This is a genomic window from Streptomyces wuyuanensis (assembly GCF_900103455.1).
In the GTDB taxonomy this organism is placed as follows: domain Bacteria; phylum Actinomycetota; class Actinomycetes; order Streptomycetales; family Streptomycetaceae; genus Streptomyces; species Streptomyces wuyuanensis.
In genome coordinates, this window is the sequence record NZ_FNHI01000029.1 from 37,697 (window position 1) to 59,459 (window position 21,763).

General features: G+C 72.8%; 19 protein-coding genes. 6 read left to right on the forward strand and 13 right to left on the reverse strand.

The window, feature by feature from the left end:
* Positions 1 to 509 (reverse strand): hypothetical protein (locus BLT82_RS36940; RefSeq protein ID WP_404205653.1); only part of this gene is annotated, 509 nt, incomplete at its 3' end.
* A gap of 379 nt (positions 510 to 888) precedes the next feature.
* Between BLT82_RS36940 and BLT82_RS32270 the strand changes: the two genes are divergently transcribed.
* The gene (locus BLT82_RS32270) at positions 889 to 1,482 is read left to right on the forward strand and encodes a class F sortase (protein WP_093661336.1); all 594 of its coding nucleotides are present in this window, start codon (positions 889 to 891) and stop codon (positions 1,480 to 1,482) included.
* Between the two features lie 163 nt (positions 1,483 to 1,645).
* On the opposite strand, the gene lysX is transcribed toward BLT82_RS32270, so the two are convergent.
* Positions 1,646 to 4,957 (reverse strand): bifunctional lysylphosphatidylglycerol synthetase/lysine--tRNA ligase LysX, encoded by a 3,312-nt coding sequence (gene lysX / locus BLT82_RS32275; RefSeq protein WP_093661338.1) that lies wholly within the window; start codon positions 4,955 to 4,957, stop codon positions 1,646 to 1,648.
* Positions 4,958 to 5,068: 111 nt separating this feature from the next.
* Here lysX and BLT82_RS32280 point away from each other — a divergent pair, with 111 nt between their 5' ends.
* From BLT82_RS32280 to BLT82_RS32295, 4 genes are all read left to right on the forward strand, one after another.
* On the forward strand, positions 5,069 to 5,527 hold the full coding sequence (locus BLT82_RS32280; RefSeq protein ID WP_093661340.1) for a universal stress protein: 459 nt from the start codon (positions 5,069 to 5,071) through the stop codon (positions 5,525 to 5,527).
* A gap of 110 nt (positions 5,528 to 5,637) precedes the next feature.
* Complete coding sequence (locus tag BLT82_RS32285; protein WP_093661342.1) at positions 5,638 to 7,074, forward strand: amino acid permease; 1,437 nt, start codon at positions 5,638 to 5,640, stop codon at positions 7,072 to 7,074.
* A 355-nt stretch (positions 7,075 to 7,429) separates the two neighbouring features.
* On the forward strand, positions 7,430 to 7,978 hold the full coding sequence (locus tag BLT82_RS32290; RefSeq protein WP_093661344.1) for a sigma-70 family RNA polymerase sigma factor: 549 nt from the start codon (positions 7,430 to 7,432) through the stop codon (positions 7,976 to 7,978).
* 346 nt (positions 7,979 to 8,324) lie between these two features.
* Entirely contained in the window at positions 8,325 to 8,846 is a 522-nt protein-coding gene (locus BLT82_RS32295) for a hypothetical protein (protein WP_093661346.1), read from the forward strand.
* A 21-nt stretch (positions 8,847 to 8,867) separates the two neighbouring features.
* On the opposite strand, the gene BLT82_RS32300 is transcribed toward BLT82_RS32295, so the two are convergent.
* The 7 genes from BLT82_RS32300 to BLT82_RS32330 form a co-directional block, all read right to left on the reverse strand.
* Positions 8,868 to 10,079: a sensor histidine kinase gene (locus BLT82_RS32300; RefSeq protein WP_093661348.1), complete on the reverse strand. Its 1,212-nt coding sequence runs from the start codon at positions 10,077 to 10,079 to the stop codon at positions 8,868 to 8,870.
* Positions 10,076 to 11,809, reverse strand: a complete 1,734-nt coding sequence (locus BLT82_RS32305; protein WP_093661350.1) for a sodium/solute symporter — start codon at positions 11,807 to 11,809, stop codon at positions 10,076 to 10,078. Before BLT82_RS32305 ends, BLT82_RS32300 begins: the two co-directional genes overlap by 4 nt.
* Before the next feature lie 22 nt (positions 11,810 to 11,831).
* Positions 11,832 to 12,212, reverse strand: coding sequence for a DUF485 domain-containing protein (locus BLT82_RS32310; protein WP_093661352.1), 381 nt, complete (start codon positions 12,210 to 12,212; stop codon positions 11,832 to 11,834).
* A 147-nt stretch (positions 12,213 to 12,359) separates the two neighbouring features.
* Positions 12,360 to 12,635, reverse strand: a complete 276-nt coding sequence (locus BLT82_RS32315) for a hypothetical protein (RefSeq protein WP_093661354.1) — start codon at positions 12,633 to 12,635, stop codon at positions 12,360 to 12,362.
* 425 nt (positions 12,636 to 13,060) lie between these two features.
* Positions 13,061 to 13,240 carry a DUF6480 family protein gene (locus BLT82_RS32320; RefSeq protein WP_093661356.1) on the reverse strand — a complete coding sequence of 60 codons (180 nt, stop codon included), beginning with the start codon at positions 13,238 to 13,240 and terminating at the stop codon, positions 13,061 to 13,063.
* A 304-nt stretch (positions 13,241 to 13,544) separates the two neighbouring features.
* Complete coding sequence (locus tag BLT82_RS32325; protein WP_093661358.1) at positions 13,545 to 14,405, reverse strand: LytR/AlgR family response regulator transcription factor; 861 nt, start codon at positions 14,403 to 14,405, stop codon at positions 13,545 to 13,547.
* A gap of 201 nt (positions 14,406 to 14,606) precedes the next feature.
* Complete coding sequence (locus BLT82_RS32330; RefSeq protein ID WP_093661360.1) at positions 14,607 to 14,900, reverse strand: anti-sigma factor family protein; 294 nt, start codon at positions 14,898 to 14,900, stop codon at positions 14,607 to 14,609.
* Positions 14,901 to 15,109: 209 nt separating this feature from the next.
* Here BLT82_RS32330 and BLT82_RS32335 point away from each other — a divergent pair, with 209 nt between their 5' ends.
* Positions 15,110 to 15,790: a zf-HC2 domain-containing protein gene (locus BLT82_RS32335; RefSeq protein ID WP_093661362.1), complete on the forward strand. Its 681-nt coding sequence runs from the start codon at positions 15,110 to 15,112 to the stop codon at positions 15,788 to 15,790.
* Between the two features lie 39 nt (positions 15,791 to 15,829).
* Here BLT82_RS32335 and BLT82_RS32340 read toward each other — a convergent pair whose 3' ends face one another.
* The 4 genes from BLT82_RS32340 to BLT82_RS32355 form a co-directional block, all read right to left on the reverse strand.
* Entirely contained in the window at positions 15,830 to 16,693 is an 864-nt protein-coding gene (locus tag BLT82_RS32340; protein ID WP_093661364.1) for an Fpg/Nei family DNA glycosylase, read from the reverse strand.
* 56 nt (positions 16,694 to 16,749) lie between these two features.
* The gene (locus BLT82_RS32345; RefSeq protein ID WP_093661366.1) at positions 16,750 to 18,147 is read right to left on the reverse strand and encodes a wax ester/triacylglycerol synthase family O-acyltransferase; all 1,398 of its coding nucleotides are present in this window, start codon (positions 18,145 to 18,147) and stop codon (positions 16,750 to 16,752) included.
* Positions 18,148 to 18,257: 110 nt separating this feature from the next.
* Positions 18,258 to 20,330, reverse strand: a complete 2,073-nt coding sequence (locus BLT82_RS32350; protein WP_093661368.1) for a SpoIIE family protein phosphatase — start codon at positions 20,328 to 20,330, stop codon at positions 18,258 to 18,260.
* Between the two features lie 55 nt (positions 20,331 to 20,385).
* Positions 20,386 to 21,663 (reverse strand): DUF6777 domain-containing protein, encoded by a 1,278-nt coding sequence (locus BLT82_RS32355; protein WP_093661370.1) that lies wholly within the window; start codon positions 21,661 to 21,663, stop codon positions 20,386 to 20,388.
* Between the last annotated feature and the right edge of the window lie 100 nt (positions 21,664 to 21,763).

Below are 21,763 nucleotides of genomic sequence, written 5' to 3' on the forward strand. Positions count from 1 at the left end.
CCGCCCTGGTCATTGCGGCCGTTGTTGTTGCCGCCCTGGTCATTGCGGCCGTTGTTGTTGCCACCCTGGTCCTGGCCGTTCCCGTTCCCGTTCCCGTTCTGATTCCCGTTCCCGTTCTGATCCTGACCGAAGCCGTTGATCTTCCCGCCCCCGCCCTGGTCCTGACCGAAGCCGTTCGCGTTCCCGTTCGCGTTCCCGTTCGCGTTCCCGTTGCCGTTCGCGTTCCCGTTGCCCTCGTCCCCCGCCCGCTTGCCGTTCGGGCCGTAGAACCCCCCGCGGTCGGCGCTGAGGTTGGCGGCGGGGAAGGCGTTGGACGACACGGTGCCGCCGCGGTGGCAGCCGTCGACCAGGATGGTCAGGGTCGAGCCCTGGTGGACCTCGGACGGGGAGAGACGGACGTTGGCCGGACCGTTGCCACCTCCGGTGGCGGTGGCGGCGACCACGGGAGAAGTGGCGCCCATGGCCGCACACGCGGTGATCGCCACCGCGACAGCGCGTGAAGCACGCATGGTTGAACCTCCATCGGAGGTGCGCCCCGGAACGGTGCTCCGGAGATTTCGACGAGAACGCCCTCCATGACGAACCCTCACCGGATTGCACATCCGTCGCATTTCGGGACTGGTCCACCCCGGTGAGCGACACGCCGAGCCGAGCAGCCCGCACCTGACGGAGCCGCAGGTCACGGACCGTCAGGGAATTTGCCCGACTGTCTACTCGTATGGGTCACCCCGAGTGGCCGTACCACCCGTTCGCCCCTCCCAGGTCGCGGCATCCACCCCGCCTGCTTAGCGTGCGGGCAGACGATGAGATGGGAGAACCATGCGCCGGCAGGAGTTCACAGGGTCGGATACGAGGAAGCGCTCCCCGTGGGGCGTTCTGGCCCTTGTCATGCTCACAGGACTCGCCCTGGTGCGGAACGGCGTCGACGTCGGTATGGGGCCGCCCCAGCCCGCCGTGGCGGCCGCGCTGGACGACGTGCGGGCCAACCAGGACTCCGTTCCGCTGCCCGGCACCGTCGAGCCGCTGCCGTACGCCCCGGCCTCGCGCATCTCCGTCCGTGCCGTCGGCGTCGACGCGCCCATCGTCGACGTGGGGCTCGACGCCAACGGCTGGATCGAGGCCCCGCCGGCGCAGGACCCCAACCTCGCGGGCTGGTACCAGAACGGCATCGCCCCCGGCCAGCAGGGCACCGCCGTGATCGTCGGCCACGTCGACAACGCGGGCGGACCCGCGGTGTTCTACGGGCTCGGCTCGATGCAGAAGGGCCAGCACGTCGAGGTGACCCGCTACGACGGCCGCGTGGCGGTCTTCGAGGTGTACGGCGTCGAGGTGTTCTCCAAGAACAGCTTCCCCGGCGCCCGGGTCTACGGCGACACCGGCAGCCCCGAGCTGCGGGTCATCACCTGTGGCGGCGGCTACTCGCGCGGCACCGGCTACGACGGGAACGTCGTCGTCTTCGCCCGTATGGTCGCCACCCGCTGAGACCCGGCTCCCTGCCGGACGCCCGGCGGGAGCGGCCGTCCCGCGGGTACGCCTGCCGCCCGGACGCCCCGTCCCCCGACGCGCTTCGCCCGGCCGGCGAACACCGGCATGCGGACACGCGGGTGGAGCGGGCTCCCCACGAGGTGCGCGCTCCACCCGCCGTTCAGTGGCGGCGCACCAGGGGGAACGGCAGGGTCTCGCGGATGGTCAGCCCCGTCAGGAACATCACCAGCCGGTCCACGCCGATGCCGAGCCCTCCGGTCGGAGGCATCGCGTACTCCAGGGCGTCGAGGAAGTCCTCGTCGAGTTCCATGGCTTCGGGGTCGCCGCCGGCCGCGAGCAGGGACTGGGCGGTGAGCCGTCGCCGCTGTTCGACCGGGTCGGTCAACTCCGAGTACGCGGTGCCGAGTTCGGTTCCGAACGCGACGAGGTCCCAGCGTTCGGCGAGGCGCGGGTCCCGGCGGTGCTGGCGGGTCAGGGGGGACACATCGGTCGGGAAGTCCTTGTAGAAGGTGGGCAGCTGGGTCTTCTCCTCGACCAGCCGTTCGTACATCTCCAGCACGACGTCGCCGCGGGTGTCGTCGGGGCCGTGCGGTACTCCCGCGAGGTCGCAGAGACTTCGCAGCCGCTCCTCGCCGGTGTCGGCGTCGACGTGCTCGCCGAGCGCCTCCGACACCGCTCCGTACAGGGTCTTGACCGGCCAGGTCCCGGAGATGTCGTGGACGACGAGCTTGCCGTCGGGGCCCTTCTTGTGGGCGACGGGCGCGCCGAACGCGGCCGTGGCGGCGCCCTGGATGAGCTCGCGGGTGAGGTCCAGCATCACGTCGTAGTCGGCGAACGCCTGGTACGCCTCCAGCATCGTGAACTCGGGGTTGTGCTTGTACGAGACGCCCTCGTTGCGGAAGGTGCGGCCCATCTCGAAGACCTTCTCCAGGCCGCCCACGCACAGCCTCTTGAGGAACAGCTCGGGCGCGATCCGCAGGTACAGGTCCATGTCGTAGGCGTTGATGTGGGTGGTGAACGGGCGGGCGTTGGCGCCGCCGTGGATCTGCTGGAGCATCGGCGTCTCGACCTCGAGGTAGCCGCGGTCGAGCAGCCCCTGCCGCAGCGCCTGGACCGCCGTGGAGCGGGCCCGCACCACGCTGCGGGCGTCGGGGCTGGTGACCAGGTCGAGGTAGCGGCGGCGTACCCGCGCCTCCGGGTCGGCCAGTCCGAGGCGTTTGTCGGGCAGCGGGCGCAGGCACTTGGCGGTGAGCTGCCAGGCGTCGGCGAAGACGGTGAGCTCGCCGCGGTCGCTGGCGCCGATCTCGCCGGCGGCGGTGACGTGGTCGCCGAGGTCGACGTCCGAGGAGAAGGCGGAGAGCACATCGGGGCCGGAGCCGTCGCGGGTCAGCGCGATCTGGAGGTCGCCGGACCAGTCGCGCAGCACGGCGAAGAGGACTCCGCCGAAGTCGCGTACGGCCATGACCCGCCCGGCGACCGTGGCCCGTGCCCCGGTGCGGGCCCCGGGCGGCACGTCCCGGTGTGCGGCGCGCACGGCGGCGAGCGGGTCGGTGCGGGCGGCGACCCCGACGGGGTACGGGTCGACGCCCTGCTCACGCAGCCGTTCGAGCTTGCGGTGGCGGATGCGTACCTGCTCGGGCAGCCGGCGCTCCCCCATCGGCCGTACGGTGTCGGGTCCGGCGAGTTCGAGCGTGTCGAGGGGCGGCAGGTCCCTGGTACCGGCGACCGGCCCGGCGACCTCGCCGCGCGGACGGCCGTTGCCCCAGCGTTTGCGCAGCCGGGGCACTGAGACGAAGCCCTCCGCGATCGCGGAGGCGAGGCCGATGCGGGCGAGGGCTCCGGCGTCGCCGTAGCAGAGGAAGCGCGGGTACCAGGTGGGCTGGTACTTGACGTTGGAGCGGTACAGGGCCTCCAGCTGCCACCACCTGGAGAAGAACAGCAGCAGCCTGCGCCAGAGCCGCAGGACCGGTCCGGCGCCGATCCGGGCGCCTTCCTCGAACACGGAACGGAAGACGGCGAAGTTGAGGGAGATCCTGCGCACGCCGAGTTGCGGGGCCTCGGCACACAGCTCGGCGACCATGAACTCCATGATCCCGTTGGGTGCGTGGTCGCGGTCCCGGCGCATCACGTCGAGGGAGATCCCGTCGCGCCCCCAGGGAACGAAGGAGAGCAGGGCGATGAGGTTCTCGTCGGCGTCGAGGGCCTCGACGAGCAGGCAGTCGCCGTCCTCGGGGTCGCCGAGCCGGTCGAGGGCCATGGAGAAGCCGCGCTCGGTCTCGGTGTCGCGCCAGGCGTCGGCCCGGTCGATGGTCTGCTTCATCTCCTCGGCGCCGAGGGCGGAGTGGCGCCGGATGCGGGTGGTCGCGCCGAGCCTGCGGACCCGGCCGACGGCCTGCCGGGTGACGCGCATGTCCCGGCCGTTCAGGTCGAAGCGGTCGACGTTGAGGATCGCCTCGTCCCCGAGCTGGATGGCGCCGAGCCCCGAGCGGGCGTAGGCGCGGGCGCCGTCCTCGGACGCGCCCATGACGGCGGGCGCCCAGGCGTAGCGGCGGGCGACGTCCAGCCAGGCCTCGACGGCCGGGGTCCATGCCTCCGTGTCGCCGACGGGGTCTCCGCTGGCGAGGGCCACGCCCGCCTCGACCCGGTAGGTGACCGCGGCCTTGCCGTTGGGCGCGAAGACGACGGCCTTGTCCCGGCGGGTGGCGAAGTAGCCGAGCGAGTCCTGGGAGCCGTAGGCGCCGAGCAGGGCTCGGATACGGGGCTCCTCGTCGCCGTGCAGCGCGGCCTCCATCCGCTGGGAACGGAAGAGGGTCCGCGCGGAGTTGAGCAGCGCGAGGGCGCCGAAGAGGCCGAGGAGGAAGAACAGGGCGCGGGGCGGGGTGCCGTCGAACTGCGCGTTGGAGACGAGACCGCCGAGCACCCGGTTGGCGGCCCACAGCAGCCGCTGTCCCTGTGGCAGGTCGTTCGGGAACAGCTCGACGAGCCCCCAGCCGACGAGGACGGCCAGGGCGAGCCCGAGGACGAGCACGAGGAGGGCGTGCCGCAGGGCGCCGCGGCGGGTCAGGGCGTAGAACTCGCCGCGGGCGGCGGACAGCACGCCGAGCGCGATCAGGCACAGGACCAGGTTGGGGATCCACGACCAGTCGCGCAGCAGGGCCAGTGTGAGGACGTCGGTGAGGACGAGCAGGGAGAGATAGGCGACGACGAGCCACCAGGCGGCCTTCTTGCGGGCGGCGATCGCGGCGGCCAGCAGGAGCAGGAAGACGGCGTAGGCGAGGTTGGCGCTGACGGGCACGGCCACCAGGTCCAGGAACGCGGAGACCGGGCTCAGCACCCTGCGCAGGGGGGCAATGAGCGCGATGACCGCGCAGTACACCCCGAGCAGCGCGAAGAACATCGCGAAGGCGCCCGGCACCCTGGCTCGGAAGCCGCTCCGGGCGGCGGTCGCACGCTCCGCCACGCTGATGCTCATGTTCCGCACTCTAGGGAGACCGCAGCCGGGCCGCCTGTCGGGCGGTCGGGCGGAGCGCGCTCGGGGCACGGGCCCTGGCAAGATCGACAGAGGACCCCGTAGCCTCGTGGTGTGAGGGAGCAGCCCCGTGGTTTCGAACGCGGTACGGACGGCCCGAAGGTGATCGTCGCCGGTGTGGACGGTTCGGAGTCGTCGCTGCGGGCGGCGTCGTACGCGAGCGGTCTGGCGCGGCGGCAGAACGCGCTGCTCGCACTCGTGTACGTGCAGCCGCTGATGACGGCGGGCGCCGCGTTCGGCGTCCCGGTCGCGGACACCACCGGGGAGATAGCGGAGGGGCTGGTCGCGGAGATCCGCCAGGCGACCGAACGGGTGCGGGGCATCTGGGCCGTGCGCTGGGAGTTCCACACCTTCCGCGGGGACCCCTACAACGGGCTGGTGACGGCCGCCGACGAGCTCAAGGCGGACGCCGTGGTGGTGGGAGCGTCGGAGTCGGCGGGGCACCGGATCGTCGGCTCGGTGGCCGTACGGCTGGTCAAGGCGGGGCGCTGGCCCGTCACCGTGGTTCCGTAACCCGCCGGGAACCCTCACCTCGACGGCACCGCATGTCGTCTTCCACCACTGCCCCGCCTGGGCCATCATGAGCCGCCATCGGCCGACATCAGTCTGCGAAGAGGTGTCTCATGGCAGGGCTACGGGCGGGACAGGGCGTATTGCGCCGCAAGCCCATCGAACAGATCCAGGAGGGCGCCGCGAGCGAGCAGCTCACCAGAACGCTCGGCCTCTGGCAGCTCACCGCGATCGGCGTCGGCGGCATCATCGGCGCCGGCATCTTCGCCCTGGCGGGCGCGGTGGCCCATGACAGGGCCGGCCCCGCGGTGGTGGTGTCCTTCCTGATCGCGGGTGTGGCGAGCGCCGCTGCGGCCTTCTCGTACGCGGAGTTCGCCGGCCTGATCCCGAAGGCGGGCTCGGCGTACACCTACGGGTACGCCGTGCTCGGCGAGCTGGCGGGCTGGTTCATCGGCTGGGACCTGCTGCTGGAGTACACGGCGATCGTGGCGGTGGTCGCCATCGGGATCTCCGGCTACTTCGGCTTCCTCCTGGGCCAGCTGGGGCTCGATCTGCCCGCGTGGATGCTGGGCGCGCCGGGCACGGGTCCCGGACACCAGGTCGATCTCTTCGCGATGATCCTGTGCCTGTTCACCGCCTACCTGCTGACGCTGGGGATCAAGAACGCGGCCCGTTTCGAGACCGTCGTGGTGGTGCTGAAGGTCCTGGTCGTGCTGCTGGTGATCGCGGTCGGCTTCTTCCACATCGACACGGCGAACTACAACCCCTTCTTCCCGTTCGGGGTCAGCGGGGCGTTCACGGGGGCGGCGACCGTCTTCTTCGCGGTGTTCGGCTACGACGCCATGTCCACGGCCGCCGAGGAGTCCAAGGACGCGCAGCGCCACATGCCGAAGGCGATCATCTACTCGCTGGCCATCTCGATGGTGCTGTACGTACTGGCCTGTCTGGTGCTGACGGGCATGCAGAACTACACGGAGATCGACCCGGAGAGCGGCTTCTCGACGGCCTTCAAGGCGGTGGGGCTGGAAGGGCTGGCGAACGTCATCGCGATCGGCGCCATCATCGGCATCCTCACCGTGATGTTCACGTTCATGCTGGGCGTGACCCGCGTGTGGTTCTCGATGAGCCGTGACGGGCTGTTGCCGCACTGGTTCGCGAAGACGCACCCCACACGGCACGTGCCCGTACGGGTGACGTGGATCGTCGGCGTCGGTTCCGCGCTGATCGCGGGCTTCCTGCCGATCGGCGAGGCCGCCGAGCTGACGAACATCGGCATCCTGCTGGCCTTCGTCGTGGTGTGCATCGCCGTCATCGTGCTGCGCTACAAGCAGCCGGACCTGCCGCGGACGTTCCGCTGCCCCGGGATGCCGTTCGTACCGGCGATCGGCGTGGTGTTCTCGCTCTGGCTGATCACCTTCCTGGACTGGCAGACCTGGCTCCGCTTCGGGGTGTGGCTCGTCATCGGGCTGATCATCTACTTCGCCTACTCGTACCGGAACTCGAACCTCGCCAAGGAGCAAGCCGCCCGGTCCGCGGAGCCGAACGGGTGACCCTCCGCGTCGCGGGCCGGGTCGTCCCGCCCGCGGCGCGCGCCCCCGTCCTCCCCGGTCCGGCCCGTGCCCCGATCGGACCGCGGTTCCGGCGGCGCCGGGCAGCGGTCACGCCGGCGAGCGACGCCTGCCGGAGCGCGTCCGGCCGGCGCACCCGGGTCGACGGCGGCCACCGGGTGGCGGGCACCGGACCGCGTCCGGCCGACCGTTCGGCGCACCATTCGCCGCTCCGTGCGACCGCTCGTCGCACACCCGTGCGTGACGCCTGTCCCTCCGCCCGCCGATGCGTTCGTATACGCCACGAACCACACGTAGCACCGAACTCTCGGAAGATCCTGCGGGAAGGGAGCCGACGATGACGACGGCGACGGCGACGGCGACGACCGACGAGCAGGCCCTGGCGGAGCTGCAGCGCGAACACGGTCCCGCCCTGCTGAGCTTCCTCGTCGGCCTGACGTACGGAGACCGGCAGCGCGCGGAGGACCTGCTGCAGGAGACCCTGCTGAGGGCGTGGCAGCACCCCGAGGCGTTCGACGCGCCCTACGAGTCGATGCGGCCGTGGCTCTTCACCGTCGGCCGGCGCCTCGCGATCGACGCGCGCCGGTCGCGGCTCGCGCGGCCGGCGGAGATCGGGGACGGCGTCCTGGCCGCGACGCCGGACCCCGCCGACGTGACGGATCGCGCGGTCGCCACGCTCGACGTGCGGGCCGCGGTCAGGTCGCTGAGCCCCGAGCACCGCGCCGTGCTGGTCCAGCTCTACTTCCGGGGCCGCAGTGTGGCCGAGGCCGCGCGGGTGCTCGGCATCCCGCAGGGCACCGTGAAGTCCCGTTCGCACCACGCGCTGCGCGCGATGGCCCGCAGTCTGCCCGGCTACAGCAGGAGGCCGCTCTCCTCGGCGGCGTGAGCGGTCCCCCCGCCCGGGGAGTGCGATGCCCGCGAGGGCGGGCCGTTCCGGGGGCCGCCGGGTGACCGTGCGCCGTGCCGCGCGACCGTTCGCCGGGACTCTTCCGGCGTGTGCGCAAGGGATGCCGAAGGGCGCGTCCCGACGCGAGCACGACCGGGCACAGGCCGGTCAATTCCGTCTCTGTATTCCCACGGGACACCTGATCTCTCTGGGGCCACGTTCTCGGGCGACCGGATTCGAAACCACCCGCTCGAGTTGAGTAAAGAGGAACCGTGACACGTGTCTTCGGGTGGAGGCTCGTCGTCGAGACCCGTGCCCGAACACGTCCGGGGAGAAGGTGGAGAGAGTGCGGCCCGAGAGCACGAACGGGACCAGCGGAGGCGGTCTGGCGGTCCCCATGGCATGGCTGTGCGCAGAGTTCCTGGCCGACGAGGTGCTGCGCACCGGCGGTCTGGTCGAGCCGGGTTCGCTCGAGTACAGAGCCGGCCGGAGGACACTGGCGCTGACGGTCTACCTGTGCGGCGCCGAGGACGGCCCTGCCGGTGTCCCCACGGCGTCGCGACTGGACGAGTGGCTGTCCGTCACGGCCTACGGGCACCCCTGGCAGGAGTGGGTGCGCGACCGCATGGCCGAGCGGGAGTCGTTCGACCGGGACGTCTCCGGCACGGACCCCGACCTCGACCTGGCCCGCGACGCGTGGGACTGGCTGGAGCGGACCGAGCTTCTCGCCGCCGACCTCGGGGACGGCACCGACCCGTGGCACCCGGCCCTTCCGGTGGACCCGGCCGCTGTCGAGAGCGCCCAGGTCTGGACACCGGCCTGGCGGCTGGGGCTGCCGCTGGGCCATCTGGCCATCCATCTGTACTGAACCCGGCGCCGTCCACCCGGGTCAGGCTCCGCCGGCGTTCCTGTGCACGCCCGCCCGGTACTTGGGGATCCGCACGGTGACCTTCATCCCGGCCCCGATCCCGGTCTCGATGACCAGCCCGTGGTCGTCGCCGTACAGCTGCCGCAGCCGTTCGTCGACGTTGGAGAGACCGATGCCGGAGGGGCGGTCCGCCTCCCGCGCGAGGATCCGGCGCAGTTCGGCCGGGTCCGTCCCCACCCCGTCGTCCTCGATGGTCACCACCGCCTCCGAGCCGGCGTCCTGCGCGGAGATGGAGACCCGGCAGGTCCGTCCGGAATCCTCCAGGCCGTGCTTCACCGCGTTCTCGACCAGCGGCTGGAGGCACAGGAACGGCATGGCGACCGGCAGGACCTCGGGCGCGATCTGGAGCGTCACCTTCAGCCGGTCGCCGAAGCGGGCCCCGGCGAGGGCCAGGTACTGCTCGATGCAGCGCAGTTCGTCGGCGAGATGGGTGAAGTCACCGTGCCGGCGGAAGGAGTAGCGGGTGAAGTCGGCGAACTCCAGCAGGAGTTCCCGCGCCCGCTCCGGGTCGGTGCGGACGAAGGACGCGATGGCCGCGAGCGAGTTGAAGATGAAGTGGGGGGAGATCTGGGCCCGCAGGGCACGGATCTCGGCCTCGATGAGCCGGGTGCGGGAGCGGTCGAGCTCGGCGAGTTCCAACTGGACCGAGACCCAGCGGGCGACTTCGGTGGCGGCCCGTACGAGGACCGCCGACTCCCCCGAACCGTACGCGACGAGCGTGCCGAGCACGCCCTCCTCCCCCGTCAGCGGGGCGATCACGGCCCAGCGCAGTGGGCACTCCACATCGTCGCAGCCGGTGCGGACGCTCTGGCTGCGACCGGATTCGAGCACGTCGCCGACGCGGTGCATCACGCGCTCCTCGTGATGGTCGGCTCCGATTCCGTCCCAGGCGAGGACGGTCTCCCGGTCGGTGAGGCACAGGGCCTGCGTGCCGAGCAGCGAGCGCAGCCGACGGGCGGCCTTGCGTGCGGTGTCCTCGGTGAGTCCCCCGCGCAGCGGGGGCGCGGCGAGCGAGGCGGTGTGCAGGGTGTGGAAGGTGGCCCGTTCGACCGGCGTGCCGAGATCGGGTCCGGGGCCGGCGCCGCGGCGGGCGGTGACCCGGCCGAGGGCGAAGCCGGCGGCAAGCAGTACGGCCGCGGCCGCGCCGAGTGCCGCCAGCGCCGTCCCGGTCATCGCTGTGCTCCTTCGTGCTGCGGCCGTCCGACGAGGTCTTCCGGCAGATGGAGGCGCGCGAGGATGGCGGCGGCGCCGGAGGGTACGTGGCGGGGCGTCGCCAGCGACACCAGGATCATGGTGAGGAAGCCGAGCGGCACCGACCAGACGGCGGGCCAGGCCATGAGGGTGTGCGGCCAGCCCTCGGGCGCGAGTCCGGCCCGGGTGGCCATGACGGCGGTCAGCGCGGCGCCGCCGCCGGTGACCAGACCGGCCGCGGCACCCGGCGGGGTGAGTCCGCGCCACCAGATGCCGAGGACGAGCAACGGGCAGAACGAGGACGCGGAGACGGCGAAGGCCAGTCCCACGGCGTCGGCGACCGGCACGTTGGTGGCGACGACGCTGACGGCGAGCGGTACCGCCATGGCGAGGACCGTCGCGAGCCGGAAGTGCCGTACGCCGCGCGAGGGCAGGACGTCCTGGCTGAGCACCCCCGCGACGGACATGGTGAGCCCGGAGGCGGTGGACAGGAAGGCGGCGAACGCGCCTGCCGCGAGGAGCGCGCCGAGCAGGTCTCCCGCGAGTCCGCCGACCATCCGTTCCGGGAGGACGAGGACGGCGGCGTCCGCGGCGCCGGTCAGGGCGAGTTCGGGGGCGTAGATCCGGCCGAGGGCCCCGTACACGGGAGGGAGCAGGTAGAACGCGCCGATCAGGCCGAGGACGACGAGCGTCGTGCGGCGCGCCGCGCGGCCGTTGGGGCTCGTGTAGAAGCGGACGGCCACGTGCGGCAGCCCCATGGTGCCGAGGAAGGTGGCGAGGATCAGGCCGTAGGTGGCGTACAGCTGGTAGCCGTCGCGCCCGCCCGCGAGCGGCTGGGACCAGCTGGCGGGGTCGGCTCCGGTGGACGCGCGTTCGGGTATCGCCGCGCCCGGGGGGAAGGCGAGCATGGTGCCCGACTCCACGCGGTGGGTGCCCTCGCCGAGGGTGATCCGCCGTCCCTCGTGCCGGGTGCCGTCGACCGTGCCCGACACCCCCACGGCCAGCGGGGCGTCCAGTTCGATCCGTACGGTGTCGTCGATCCGCACCTCCGTGTGCTCGCGCAGGAGGGCGGGCGCGTCGAAGCGGGCGCGGGGCGCGTCGTCGCCGGCCCAGGCGGCGACGAGGAACAGGGCGGGGACCAGCAGGGCCGTGAGCTTCAGCCAGTACTGGAACGCCTGCACGAAGGTGATGGAGCGCATGCCGCCCGCGGCCACGGCGCCCGTGACGACGACGGCGACGAGGAGCCCGCCGAACCAGTCCGGAGCTCCGGTGAGGATCTCCAGGGTCAGTCCCGCGCCCTGGAGCTGCGGCAGCAGATAGAGCCAGGCGATGCCGACGACGAACAGGCTGGCGAGGCGCCGCACCGCGGACGACTCGAGCCGCGCCTCGGCGAAGTCGGAGAGTGTGTACGCGCCCGAGCGCCGCAGTGGGGCGGCGACGAGGACGAGCAGCACGAGGTAGCCGGCGGTGTAGCCGACCGGGTACCAGAGCATGTCGGGGCCCTGGAGGAGGACCAGTCCGGCGATGCCCAGGAACGACGCGGCGGAGAGGTACTCGCCGCTGATGGCGGCGGCGTTCAGCCCGGGGTTGACGGTGCGCGAGGCGACGTAGAAGTCGGAGGTCGTCCGGGAGATGCGCAGGCCCAGGGCGCCGATGAGGACGGTCGCCAGGACCACGAAGGTCACGGCCGTCACCGCATAGGTCTGGTTCACCGGTCGTCCCCCACTGGCGGTCTCAGCGGCCTTCGACGAGCCCGGTGAAGTCCTCTTCGTTGCGCTCGGCGCGGCGGACGTACCAGCGGGCGGTCAGCCACATCAGGGGGTAGACGCCGACGCCGAGCACGACCCACACGAACGGCTCGGGCGAGGAGAAGGAGCCGAGGACGGCCACGGGGAAGGCGAAGAGCAGCGGGAGCGTGCCGACGAGGAGGGCGAGCGTGCCCAGGGCGTACAGGGCGGCGCGCAGTTGGCTGCGCATCAGAGAACGCACGTAGACCGTGCCGATGGGGGTCTGCTCCCTGATCTCCGAGCGGGCCGGTGCGTGGCCGGGGCGGCGGCGGGTGCCGCGGGGCACGCCCGTGACGACTTCACGGCGGGGTGGCTGTGCTGCAGACATCGGCGTCCGCTCCCGGCGTTCTCTCGGCGTTCTCTCGGAGGCTCGTGCGGACGGCCGCTCGCTGCGACGGGCGGCTCCCGCAGGGGTCCATGGAGTCTACGCAGGTGGGACGAGGCAGGGGTAGGCGCCGGTGGTCTCGACGCGGTCTCAGTGGCCGCCGGGCCGCCCGCGCGAGCAGTCCGCCAGGGCGATCTCCAGTTCCACGTACGACTCTTCGGCACGGCGGAACGCCACCTCCAGCGCGGCGTCGGCGCGCGGCCCGACCTGTCCCTGCGCGGACCTCCGGACGTCGTACAGCACATCGGCCCAGCGGCCGGCGGCGCTCCTGGCCCTGGCGAGGAGCGCCTCGACGCCGTCCGGGCCGGTGGGCCGGGCGGCCCGCAGCCCGCTGAGCTCCGTGAGCAGCGCTTCGATATCGGACATCGGGCCCCTTCCCCGTTTCCCGGTCGAGCGTAGGCGGGGCCGCGGTGCCGCGGCCCCGATCCGGGGCACGGCTCGGTCGGCGGGGTCCGGCCGTCGGCGTACGGGCGCCGGGCGACGACGAACGGCGCCGCGTGCGCGCCGAGCGGTCGTCCTGGCCGGAGACGGTGGCGAAGACCCCGGCGGCGGTCTCGGGCCGGGGGTGGCGAACTTCCGCACGGCGTGGAACGCGTGCTGGTGGGGCGAGGGGCCGGAGGGAGAACGCGCCGTCACGGCACGGCTCCCGGAGCGGCGGCGGCAGGAGCCCTCCGCTCGCCCGAGTGGTACCGCCGGCTCGCGGAGGGCGACTGACGCGGGCCGGCGGCCCGGGCTCCCTCAGCGGTCCGCCATCCGTCCGCGTGGCGCACGACCCTCGCCGGGCGCTCTGCTCAGAGGCTGAAGGCCCAGCCGATGAAAAGTGCCGCGAAGATCACGCTGCACGCGACGATCAGCGAAAGGATCATCACGGGGTGCTCCCAGACTCCGCCGTCCGGACGTTCCCGGTGCGCCTCGGCGATGGAGGCCTCCAGCGGCGGCGTCTCCTGCGGGGGTACGCGTCGATCGGCCATCGTTCTCTCCCGTCGCTCACGACTCCGGAAGTGCCACCCGGCCGGCCTCCCCGGCGTGTGAGGCGGTCGGCAGCGGGCCCTCCGGGCGCCGGCCGGCCGTCGCGGTCCGGACTCGCCCTTCCCGAGCGGGACCGGAGCCCGCAGCGGAACCGGCTCCCTTCCACTATGCGGCGCACATGCGCTCCGGGGCGAGTCGCATCGTTGGCGCATCGCTTCCCGCCGACGCCGGTACGCCCGCGGCGGCAGCCCCGGCAAGCTGCCCCGGTGCGGTCGGCCCCGGCGGACGCACGAGCAGCCGGTGCGGTCAGCCCCGGGCGTGGCGCATCAGCAGATCCCGCAACTGGCGGGCGTGCCGGCGGCTCACGGCGAGCTCCGCCGTGCCCACGCGCACGCTCGTGGCGCCCGCGTCCAGCCGGAGTTCGTCGATCCGGCCCAGCGCCACGAGATGGCTGCGGTGTATCCGGACGAAGCCGCGCGACGCCCACCGCTCCTCCAGGGTGGAGAGCGGGATCCGTACGAGATGGCTGCCCTCTGCCGTGTGCAGTCGGGCGTAGTCGCCCTGGGCCTCGACGTACGCGATCTCGTCGATGGGGACGAACCGGGTCACCCCGCCGAGCTCCACGGGAATCTGCTCGGGCGCGGTGCCGGGCGCGGTGGACCCGGTGACCAGGGGACCCGTGGCGGCGGAGCCCGGCCGGCCCGGGACCGCCCCGCCGCCGGCCGCGCCCGCGTCCACGCCGTTCGCGGGCGGGGACTGCCGAACCCCCCGCGCGGCCGCGGTCAGATCGCTGACCCGGCGGACCGCTTCGGCGAGCCGTTCCCTGCGCACCGGTTTGAGGACGTAGTCGACGGCCTTGAGGTCGAACGCCTGGACGGCGAAGCCCTCATGGGCCGTGACGAACACGATCAGCGGCGGTCTGGCGAACTCCGCCAGCAGGCGCGCCACATCGAGCCCGGTGAGCCCCGCCATGTGAATGTCGAGGAAGACCACGTCGATGCCGTCCTCACCGTCCGGCCCCGCGTCCAGCGCCCTGCTGATGCGGCGGAGCGCCTCGGTGGCGTCGGTCGCCCCGTCCGCGCTGCGCACCCGCGGGTCGGAGCGCAGGAGGTAGAGCAGTTCCCCGAGCGCCGGCTTCTCGTCGTCGACCGCAAGTACGCGCAGCATGCTGCGGATTTTAGGCACGGGCCGCCCGCGCGACCACGGGTGTGGTCCGCCGGGCCGCCGCGCCCGTGCACCCGCGGTTGCCGCAGGCGGCGCAGGCGGGCCTCGCGGCACCCGGTGGCCCCTCGTGCCTCCCCGGGCGCCCGGCGAAGAGCCAACCGGCGCGCGGGCGTTCCGGACGACGGCGGCAGGTCTCCCGCGGGGCTATCCCACCCGCCCGTCGTGCCCTCCGTACCCGCCGGTGCCGCCGTACTCCCGGGGTCCGCCGTACCCGCCGTGCTCCCGGGGTCCGCCGGTTCTGCCGCCGACGGCGTCCTCCTCCGCGCACGCCGCCCTCAGCGCCTGGGCGTCGGCCATGCCGAGATACGTCGTGCGGCAACGGCCGCAGTGGCTGAGGTGCCCGGCGACCCGGGCCTCCTCCTCGGGGACGAGCACACCGAGGACATACGCGCCGAGCAGCGGCTCCACATGAGGACTACCGGTCGGCCGACCGGTCATACGGAAGCCTGAATTTCCACCGTTCACCCACCCATTCTGCCGGTCTTCTCCACAACTCCGCGCCACGGTCGCACCACTGCACGACCCGGTCGCACTTTCCCCTTCCGCCGCTGAGCACGGCACGGCTCCGCTGCGTATTCCAGTGCGACACCCACGGTGCGTACGACCCGTATGGACCGTTCGTAGCCGACGAGCCGAAGGATTGGTCCATGAATCTGCGGGAGCAGCACCGGGATGTGGCCGCCTACGCGCTGGGCGTCCTCGACCCCGCGGACGCCTTCCGCTTCGAGGAGCACCTGTCGGAATGCGGTCTCTGCGCCCTGCGGCTCTCCGACTTCGCACCGATCGCGTCGGCTCTGGGGGATCTCACCGGACCCGGCAGGGCCGACGAACCGCCGGCGCCACGGCTGCTGGAGCGTCTGCTCCGCGAGGTCGCGGCGCTGCGCCGGCGCAGTTCGCGCCGCAGGCTGCGACTGGTGGCCGCGGCGGCCGCGTTGATCGTGGCGCTGCCGGCGGCGGCGGTGAGCCTGTCCCGCGGGAGCGAAGGCCCGGTCGCGGGAGGCCCCGACGAGCGGATCGCGGCCACGGACGGCGCCTCCGGTGTCCACGGCGCGGTCGACCTGCGTTCCAAGGGCTGGGGCACGGCCGTCGCCCTGCGCATGGCGAAGCTGTCCGGTCCCCGGACCTGCCGGCTCGTCGCGGTCGCCAAGGACGGCAGGGAGTACGCCGTGACCAGTTGGTCGGTGCCCGCCGCCGGTTACGGCACGGGCACCCCGGGCGCGGAGGAGGAACTGGACATGGAGGTGGGGACGGCACTGCGGCGCGACGAGATCGGCCACTTCGAGGTCCGTACGGACAGCGGCGAGCACCTGGTGTCGCTGACCCGCTGACCGCCGGTGCCGGGCCGGCCGTCCCGGCCTCGCGCGCCGTCATTTGAGCAGCCGCGACAGTCTGCGGTCCGCGAGCGGTTTGCCGCCTGTCTGGCACGTGGGGCAGTACTGCAGCGACGAGTCGTGGAACGACACTTCGCGAATGGTGTCGCCGCACACCGGGCAGGGCTCGCCGGCACGGCCGTGCACTCTGAGCCCGCTCTTCTTCTCGGCCTTCAGCCGGCCGGCGGCCAGCCCGCGCGAACGCTCGACGGCGTCCGTGAGCGTCGTGCGCATCGCCGCGTACAGGCCGGTGATCTCGTCCTCGCCGAGTTTCGAGGTGAGCTTGTACGGCGACATCCCCGCCGCGTGCAGGATCTCGTCGCTGTAGGCGTTGCCGATCCCGGCGATGAGGCTCTGGTCGCGCAGCGCGCCCTTGATCTGCCGGCTCTCTCCGGCGAGGAGCGCGGCGAAGGCGTCGCGGTCGAATTCGTCCGCGAGCGGGTCGGGTCCGAGCCGGGCGACGCCGGGGACCTCGGCCGGGTCGTGCACGAGGTGGACGGCGAGCCGTTTCGTCGTGCCCGCCTCGGTCAGGTCGAAGCCGTCGCCGCCGGTGAGTGCGGCGCGCAGGGCCAGCGGCCCCTTGCCCGGACGGGGCACCCCGGACGGCAGGACGTCCTTCCACTGCAGCCAGCCCGCACGGGCGAGGTGGAACACGAGGTGCAGTCCGTCTCCGGTGCCGATGTCCAGGAACTTGCCGTGCCGCCGTGCGGAGGTGACCTCGCTGCCGTCCAGGGCGGTGAGCGGCGGGTCGTACGTCTTGAGCACACTGATAGCCACGGGCATCACCCGGGCGATCTCCTTGCCGACCAGGTTCTCGTCGAGGAAGTCCTTGAGCGCTTCCACCTCGGGCAGTTCCGGCATGGGTCCAGCCTGCCGTACCGGGCCCGCGCGCGCAGGCCCGACCGGTCCTTCCTCCGTCAGCGGACCAGTTCCACCAGCGCGGCCAGCTCCTCCTCGACCGCGCACGCCAGCCGGTCCACGTCGGGCAGGGCCTTTCCGTCGGCGACCAGGCCGAAGTGCACCCGGCCGCCGTACGTGGACATCGCCACGGCGAGGGACTGCCCGCGGGCGAGCGGGGCCATCGGGTAGATCTCGCGCAGCGGGCAGCCGCCGAGCGAGAGTGCGGAGCGGGGCAGCGGCACGCTGGTCACGAGGACGTCGAACAGCATCCGGGCGGCGCTTCCGGCGAGCGGCGCTCCGAACCGGTGTGCGAGCGGCGGCAGTTGGTCGGCGAGCACGGCGACCGCGCCGGCGCCGCGCAGGGGTCCCGCCGCCTTGTTGCGGTCCATGCCGTCGCGTACCGCGTAGAGCCGCGCCCAGGGGTCGGGCTCGGTGACGGGGAGGTCGAGCAGATACGCGGACAGCTTGTTGCCCGAGCCGGGCGGTCCGCCGGGACGGCGCCTGGACACCGGGACGAGGGCGCTGGGGTCGGTGGGCGGCAGGACGTCGCCCCGCTCGGTCATCCAGCGGCGCAGCGCACCGGCGACGGTGGCGAGGAGGACGTCGTTCGCGGTGCCGCCGGCGACCCTGCGGACCTCGTGGACCTCGTCGAGGTCGAGCACGGAGGTGGCGAGCCTGCGGGTGCCGCTGGAGCTGGCGCTGAGCGCCGCGGTACCACGTGGGTCGAGCCGGCCCGCCCTGGCGAGCGAGGCGCCCACGAGGGAGGCGCCGACACCGAAGGCCCGGCCCAGTTCCTCGATGCGGCCGCGGGCCATCCCGGCGACCTGCCAGGGGCCCGGCAGCCAGGAGCGGGGCGGCACGGCGGCCGGGCTCCGGCCGGTCCTGCGGCCGTGCTTGCGGGCGCGTGCGGCGAGCGGCCCGGCGATCTCGTCGAAGATGCCGGCCCCGATGGCGACGGCCCGCATGCCGTCGGCGAGGGCGTGGTGAAGTTTGACCAGAACGGCGAACGGATCCCCCGGCCCCCCGGTGAGCAGGTACATCTCCCAGGGTGGCAGTCCCCGTTCGAGCGGACGCTCCATCAGCTCCCCGGCGAGCGTGGCCGCCGACGCCGTGAAGTCGCCCGCCGGCAGCCGGACCTGACGCAGATGCCGCCGTACGTCGAAGTCCTTGTCGGCGGTCCAGGCGGCGCCTCCCACGGGCAGCAGCACGTCGCGGACGCGCATGCGCAGCCGGGGGATCGCGGAGGTGCGTTCGGCGAGCAGGGCGAGGACCTCCTCGCTGCCGGCCGCGACGGTGCCGGTGTCCCCGGAAGCGGGCGGGGTGAAGTAGGCGAGCGCGCCGAGATGCATCGGGTGGTCGGCGGACTCGAGGTGCCAGAAGGCCAGATCCAGAGGTGCCAGCAGCTCGGTGCTCAAGGGGGTCCTCATGTCCTAGGAGGCCGGAACACAGGAATCAGCAGTCAATCGCCTGCGGTCGGTTACGGTCAAGCGCAATCAGGTTACATAGGGTTACCGTCGGGTAGTCATCAGTTTGCCGACCGGTTCGGGACCGTGAACTCGCACCACACGCACTTTCCGGTGCCGCGCGACTCCACTCCCCAGACGTCCGCCAGCCGGTCCACCAGCATCAGCCCCCGGCCGGAGACCCCGGCGGCCCCCGCCTCGCGGCGCCGGGGCAGGGCACTGGAGGAGTCCTCGACCTCGGCCCGCAGCCGCCGCTCCGGCCCCGTCAGCACCCGCACGGTCACGATCGCGCCGCCGTCGGTGTGCATCAGGGCATTGGTGATCAGCTCGTCGGCCGCCAGCTCGATCTCGTCCGAGCGGTCCGCCGCGCCCCAGGCCCGTACGGCGGCCCGGATCATGTGCCGGGCGGAGCTGAGCGCCTCTGGGTCGTTCTGTGCGACGTGCTGCTGGAGCCGCCCGCCGGTGTGCGGGGCGTACGCGCCGCGGCGCTGGAGCAGCAGCAGGGCGACGTCGTCGTCGCCGCCCCGCTCGTCGACCTCCTCGCAGAGCTGGTCAGCGAGCAGTTGGAGGTTCTTGGAACCGCCCCGGATCATCGTCGTGAGCTGCCGCATGCCGTCGTCGAGGTCGGCACCCGGCTGCTCGACGAGCCCGTCGGTGTAGAGCAACAGGGTCTGTCCGGGGTCGAGTTCCAGGGTGGCGACGGGGTATTCGAGCCGTCCGAACTCGGCGGACAGGCCGAGCGGCAGACCGCCGTCGACCGGGATCCGGCGGCCCTCGCCGTCGGAGTCGAGGAGCAGCGGGTCGACATGGCCGGCGCGGACCATCTGCACCACGCCCGTGGTGAGGTCGGCTTCCGCGTAGATGCAGGTCGCGAATCGGTCGGTGTCGAGCTCGTGGAGGAAGACGGAGGCGCGTGCCATCACGGTCGCCGGGGTGTGCCCCTCGGCCGCGTACGCCCGCAGCACGATGCGCAGTTGGCCCATGACGGCCGCGGCATGGGTGTCATGGCCCTGGACGTCGCCGATGATCGCGCCGACCCGGCCCCCGGGCAGGGGGATGACGTCGTACCAGTCGCCGCCGATGTCGCGGCCCAGGCGGGCCGAGCGGTAGCGCACCGCGATCTGGGCGCCGGGCACCGAGGGGATGCGGCGGGGCAGCATGGCCTGCTGGAGCCCTTCGGCCAGGTCGTGCTCCTGCTCGAAGAGCATGGCCCGCTGGAGGCTCTGCGCGATGCTGCTGCTCAGCGCCACGAGCAGATTGCGCTCCTCGGTGGTGAAGCCGGTCTTCTCCCGGTACAGCAGGCCGAGCGCGCCGATCGGCCGGGCCTGGGCGATCAGCGGCATGTAGGCGGCGGAGGTGATGCCGAGTCCGCTGATGTGCGGCCAGAGGCGGGGGTACGAGCCGGCGAAGTCCTCCTTGGACTCGATGAACCGGGGCACGAGGGTGCGGATGACCTCGCTCATCGGGTACTGCTCGTCGACCCGGGTGAAGCGGGTGCCCGGGACGAAGGAGCCCTCCGGGCCCTCCGCGACGAGGTGGATGCGGCCGGACTCCAGCAGCCCCATCACCAGACTGGTGGCCCCGAGGTGTTCCAGTCCGTGGGAGTCCTTGAGCACGTCGATGACGTCCTTGACGGTCCGGGCGTGCGCGAGGGCGGCCGTGGTGCTCTCCACGACGCTGGTCTGGCGACGGCGTTCCGCGTCGAGCTCGACGCGGGCGGAGGACTCGGCGAGCTCCTGGGTGGCGTCGCGGACGATCCCGATGATGCGGTGGGGCCGGCCCGCGGCGTCGCGGAGCACCGATCCCTGGGTGTGCGTCCAGCGCAGGGTGCCGTCGCGGCAGCGGATGCGGAAGTACGCGCCGTAGTGGGAGCTGCCGTTCTTGAGCGCCTGCGAGACCAGTTCGTCCAGCCGGGCCGCCTCGCCGCGCGGGAAGCGCCGGGCCAGGGTCTCGGGGCGGCCGTCGTACTGGTCGGCGGGCGTGTCGAACACGTCGAGAGCGGGCTGATCGAGATGCATCAGCCCGCTGTCGAGGTCCCAGTCGAAGCTGCCCATGCGGTTGAGGGCCAGGCTCAGATCCGGGTTGGCGGGCCAGTCGTCGGGAAGCGACAGGGCCCCCGCTGCCCGATCAGCCATGGTGACACTCTGCCATCATTTGTCCGATTTATCGAGCGAGCGGAGGCCTGCGGTCTCAGCCCTGGACGCTCCCGCCGACACCGGCGGGCAGATTGGCGCCGGTCCCGGCACCGCCGGGTAGCGGAGCGTCCGGAAGGATGACGCCGGGCCCGCCCTGGGGCTCGCCTGCGCCGCCGACGGCACCCGAGCCCTGATCCACGCCCCCGCCGGAGTCCGGCGAGATCAGGATGTCGCTGTCGCTCTGACCCGAACCGTCCTGATCGAACCCGCCCAGGTCGGTGCCGTCCTGCCCGCCGGTACCCTGACCGGCCCCGTCGGGCAGCGGCGCGTCGGGGAGGATGGGCGGTGGCCCGTCCGGTCCCCGGGGCGGCGCGCTCGGGACGCCGGGCCGGACGGCACCCGGCGAGGCAGGCTGCGAGGCGGAGGCGTCGGGGCTCGGCGGCGGAGGATCGCTCGGCGTACCGGGGCCGGCCGGCTGGGGCCCCTGGGGCGCGTCGGCGACATGGAGGCCCGGATCGTACGCCGGCGGCACCTGCGGGTTCTGGTCCGCCTCGCCGTCCGATCCGCTGCGGCGCTCCATCCAGGTGCCGGCGGCGATGTCGACGAGCACCAGGCTGTCGATCACGTGCGCGGCCCTGGTGATGACGACCACGCGGTCACGGTCGTACCCCTGCCACTGCCTGCCCTGCTCGTTCACGGCCCCGGCCGTGACCACGGGCGAGGCGAGGGGGCTCCCGGACGCGCAGCGGACCCGGGGCGAGCCGTGCTCGTCGACGAGCACGGCGGTCCCGGCCTGGAGGACGACCTGGTGGCGCTGGGCGATGCCGTCGCGGTAGCCGTGGTTGGTGACCCGGGCGTCGGCACGGAGCACGACGGGGGTGAGCCCCCGCAGGAACCCCGGCATGTCCTGCTGGCCCACGCCGACGCCCTCGGCGAACGCCTGCGCCTTGCCCTGATCGGCGACCAGGAGACGAATCTGCTGCTCCACGTCGCAGCTCGCGACGGACCGGGTACCGCCGTACAGTCCGGGCGTGGAGCCCAGCACCGTGCGGATGGACCGCACTGCGGCGTCCTTCGCCCCGGAGGCGGAGGCGGAGGCGCGCGGCGCCGGCAGCTGACGGGACACGGCCGTCGCGGTGGCCGTGGAGGGCGTGAACGGATCGGGACCCGGCTCCGCGGCCGGCTGCAGTCGGACCTCCTGTGAGGGGGTCGAGCCCGACTGGCCCTGGTCCGTCAGGCTGCTGCAGCCCGTGACCAGCAGTGCGGCCGACAAGCCGGCCGACATCGCGGCCAGCCCGGCGTGCCGGCGATACATCGGTGAGCGCAAGAACATGCCCTGCCATCTCCCGCCTGTTGTGAGGTGTACCCGGAGTGATCACTCCCTGTATTGCCCCATGCCTCACGGAACCGCGACTTGAACACGTTCAAGAATC

Coding starts and splice junctions, on each gene's coding strand:
- BLT82_RS32270 (WP_093661336.1), top strand. CDS start 889: ATGCTCACAGGACTCGCCCTGGTGCGGAACGGCGTCGACGTCGGTATG.
- lysX (WP_093661338.1), bottom strand. CDS start 4,957: ATGAGCATCAGCGTGGCGGAGCGTGCGACCGCCGCCCGGAGCGGCTTC.
- BLT82_RS32285 (WP_093661342.1), top strand. CDS start 5,638: ATGGCAGGGCTACGGGCGGGACAGGGCGTATTGCGCCGCAAGCCCATC.
- BLT82_RS32290 (WP_093661344.1), top strand. CDS start 7,430: ATGACGACGGCGACGGCGACGGCGACGACCGACGAGCAGGCCCTGGCG.
- BLT82_RS32300 (WP_093661348.1), bottom strand. CDS start 10,079: ATGACCGGGACGGCGCTGGCGGCACTCGGCGCGGCCGCGGCCGTACTG.
- BLT82_RS32310 (WP_093661352.1), bottom strand. CDS start 12,212: ATGTCTGCAGCACAGCCACCCCGCCGTGAAGTCGTCACGGGCGTGCCC.
- BLT82_RS32315 (WP_093661354.1), bottom strand. CDS start 12,635: ATGTCCGATATCGAAGCGCTGCTCACGGAGCTCAGCGGGCTGCGGGCC.
- BLT82_RS32320 (WP_093661356.1), bottom strand. CDS start 13,240: ATGGCCGATCGACGCGTACCCCCGCAGGAGACGCCGCCGCTGGAGGCC.
- BLT82_RS32325 (WP_093661358.1), bottom strand. CDS start 14,405: ATGCTGCGCGTACTTGCGGTCGACGACGAGAAGCCGGCGCTCGGGGAA.
- BLT82_RS32330 (WP_093661360.1), bottom strand. CDS start 14,900: ATGACCGGTCGGCCGACCGGTAGTCCTCATGTGGAGCCGCTGCTCGGC.
- BLT82_RS32335 (WP_093661362.1), top strand. CDS start 15,110: ATGAATCTGCGGGAGCAGCACCGGGATGTGGCCGCCTACGCGCTGGGC.
- BLT82_RS32340 (WP_093661364.1), bottom strand. CDS start 16,693: ATGCCGGAACTGCCCGAGGTGGAAGCGCTCAAGGACTTCCTCGACGAG.
- BLT82_RS32350 (WP_093661368.1), bottom strand. CDS start 20,330: ATGGCTGATCGGGCAGCGGGGGCCCTGTCGCTTCCCGACGACTGGCCC.
- BLT82_RS32355 (WP_093661370.1), bottom strand. CDS start 21,663: ATGTTCTTGCGCTCACCGATGTATCGCCGGCACGCCGGGCTGGCCGCG.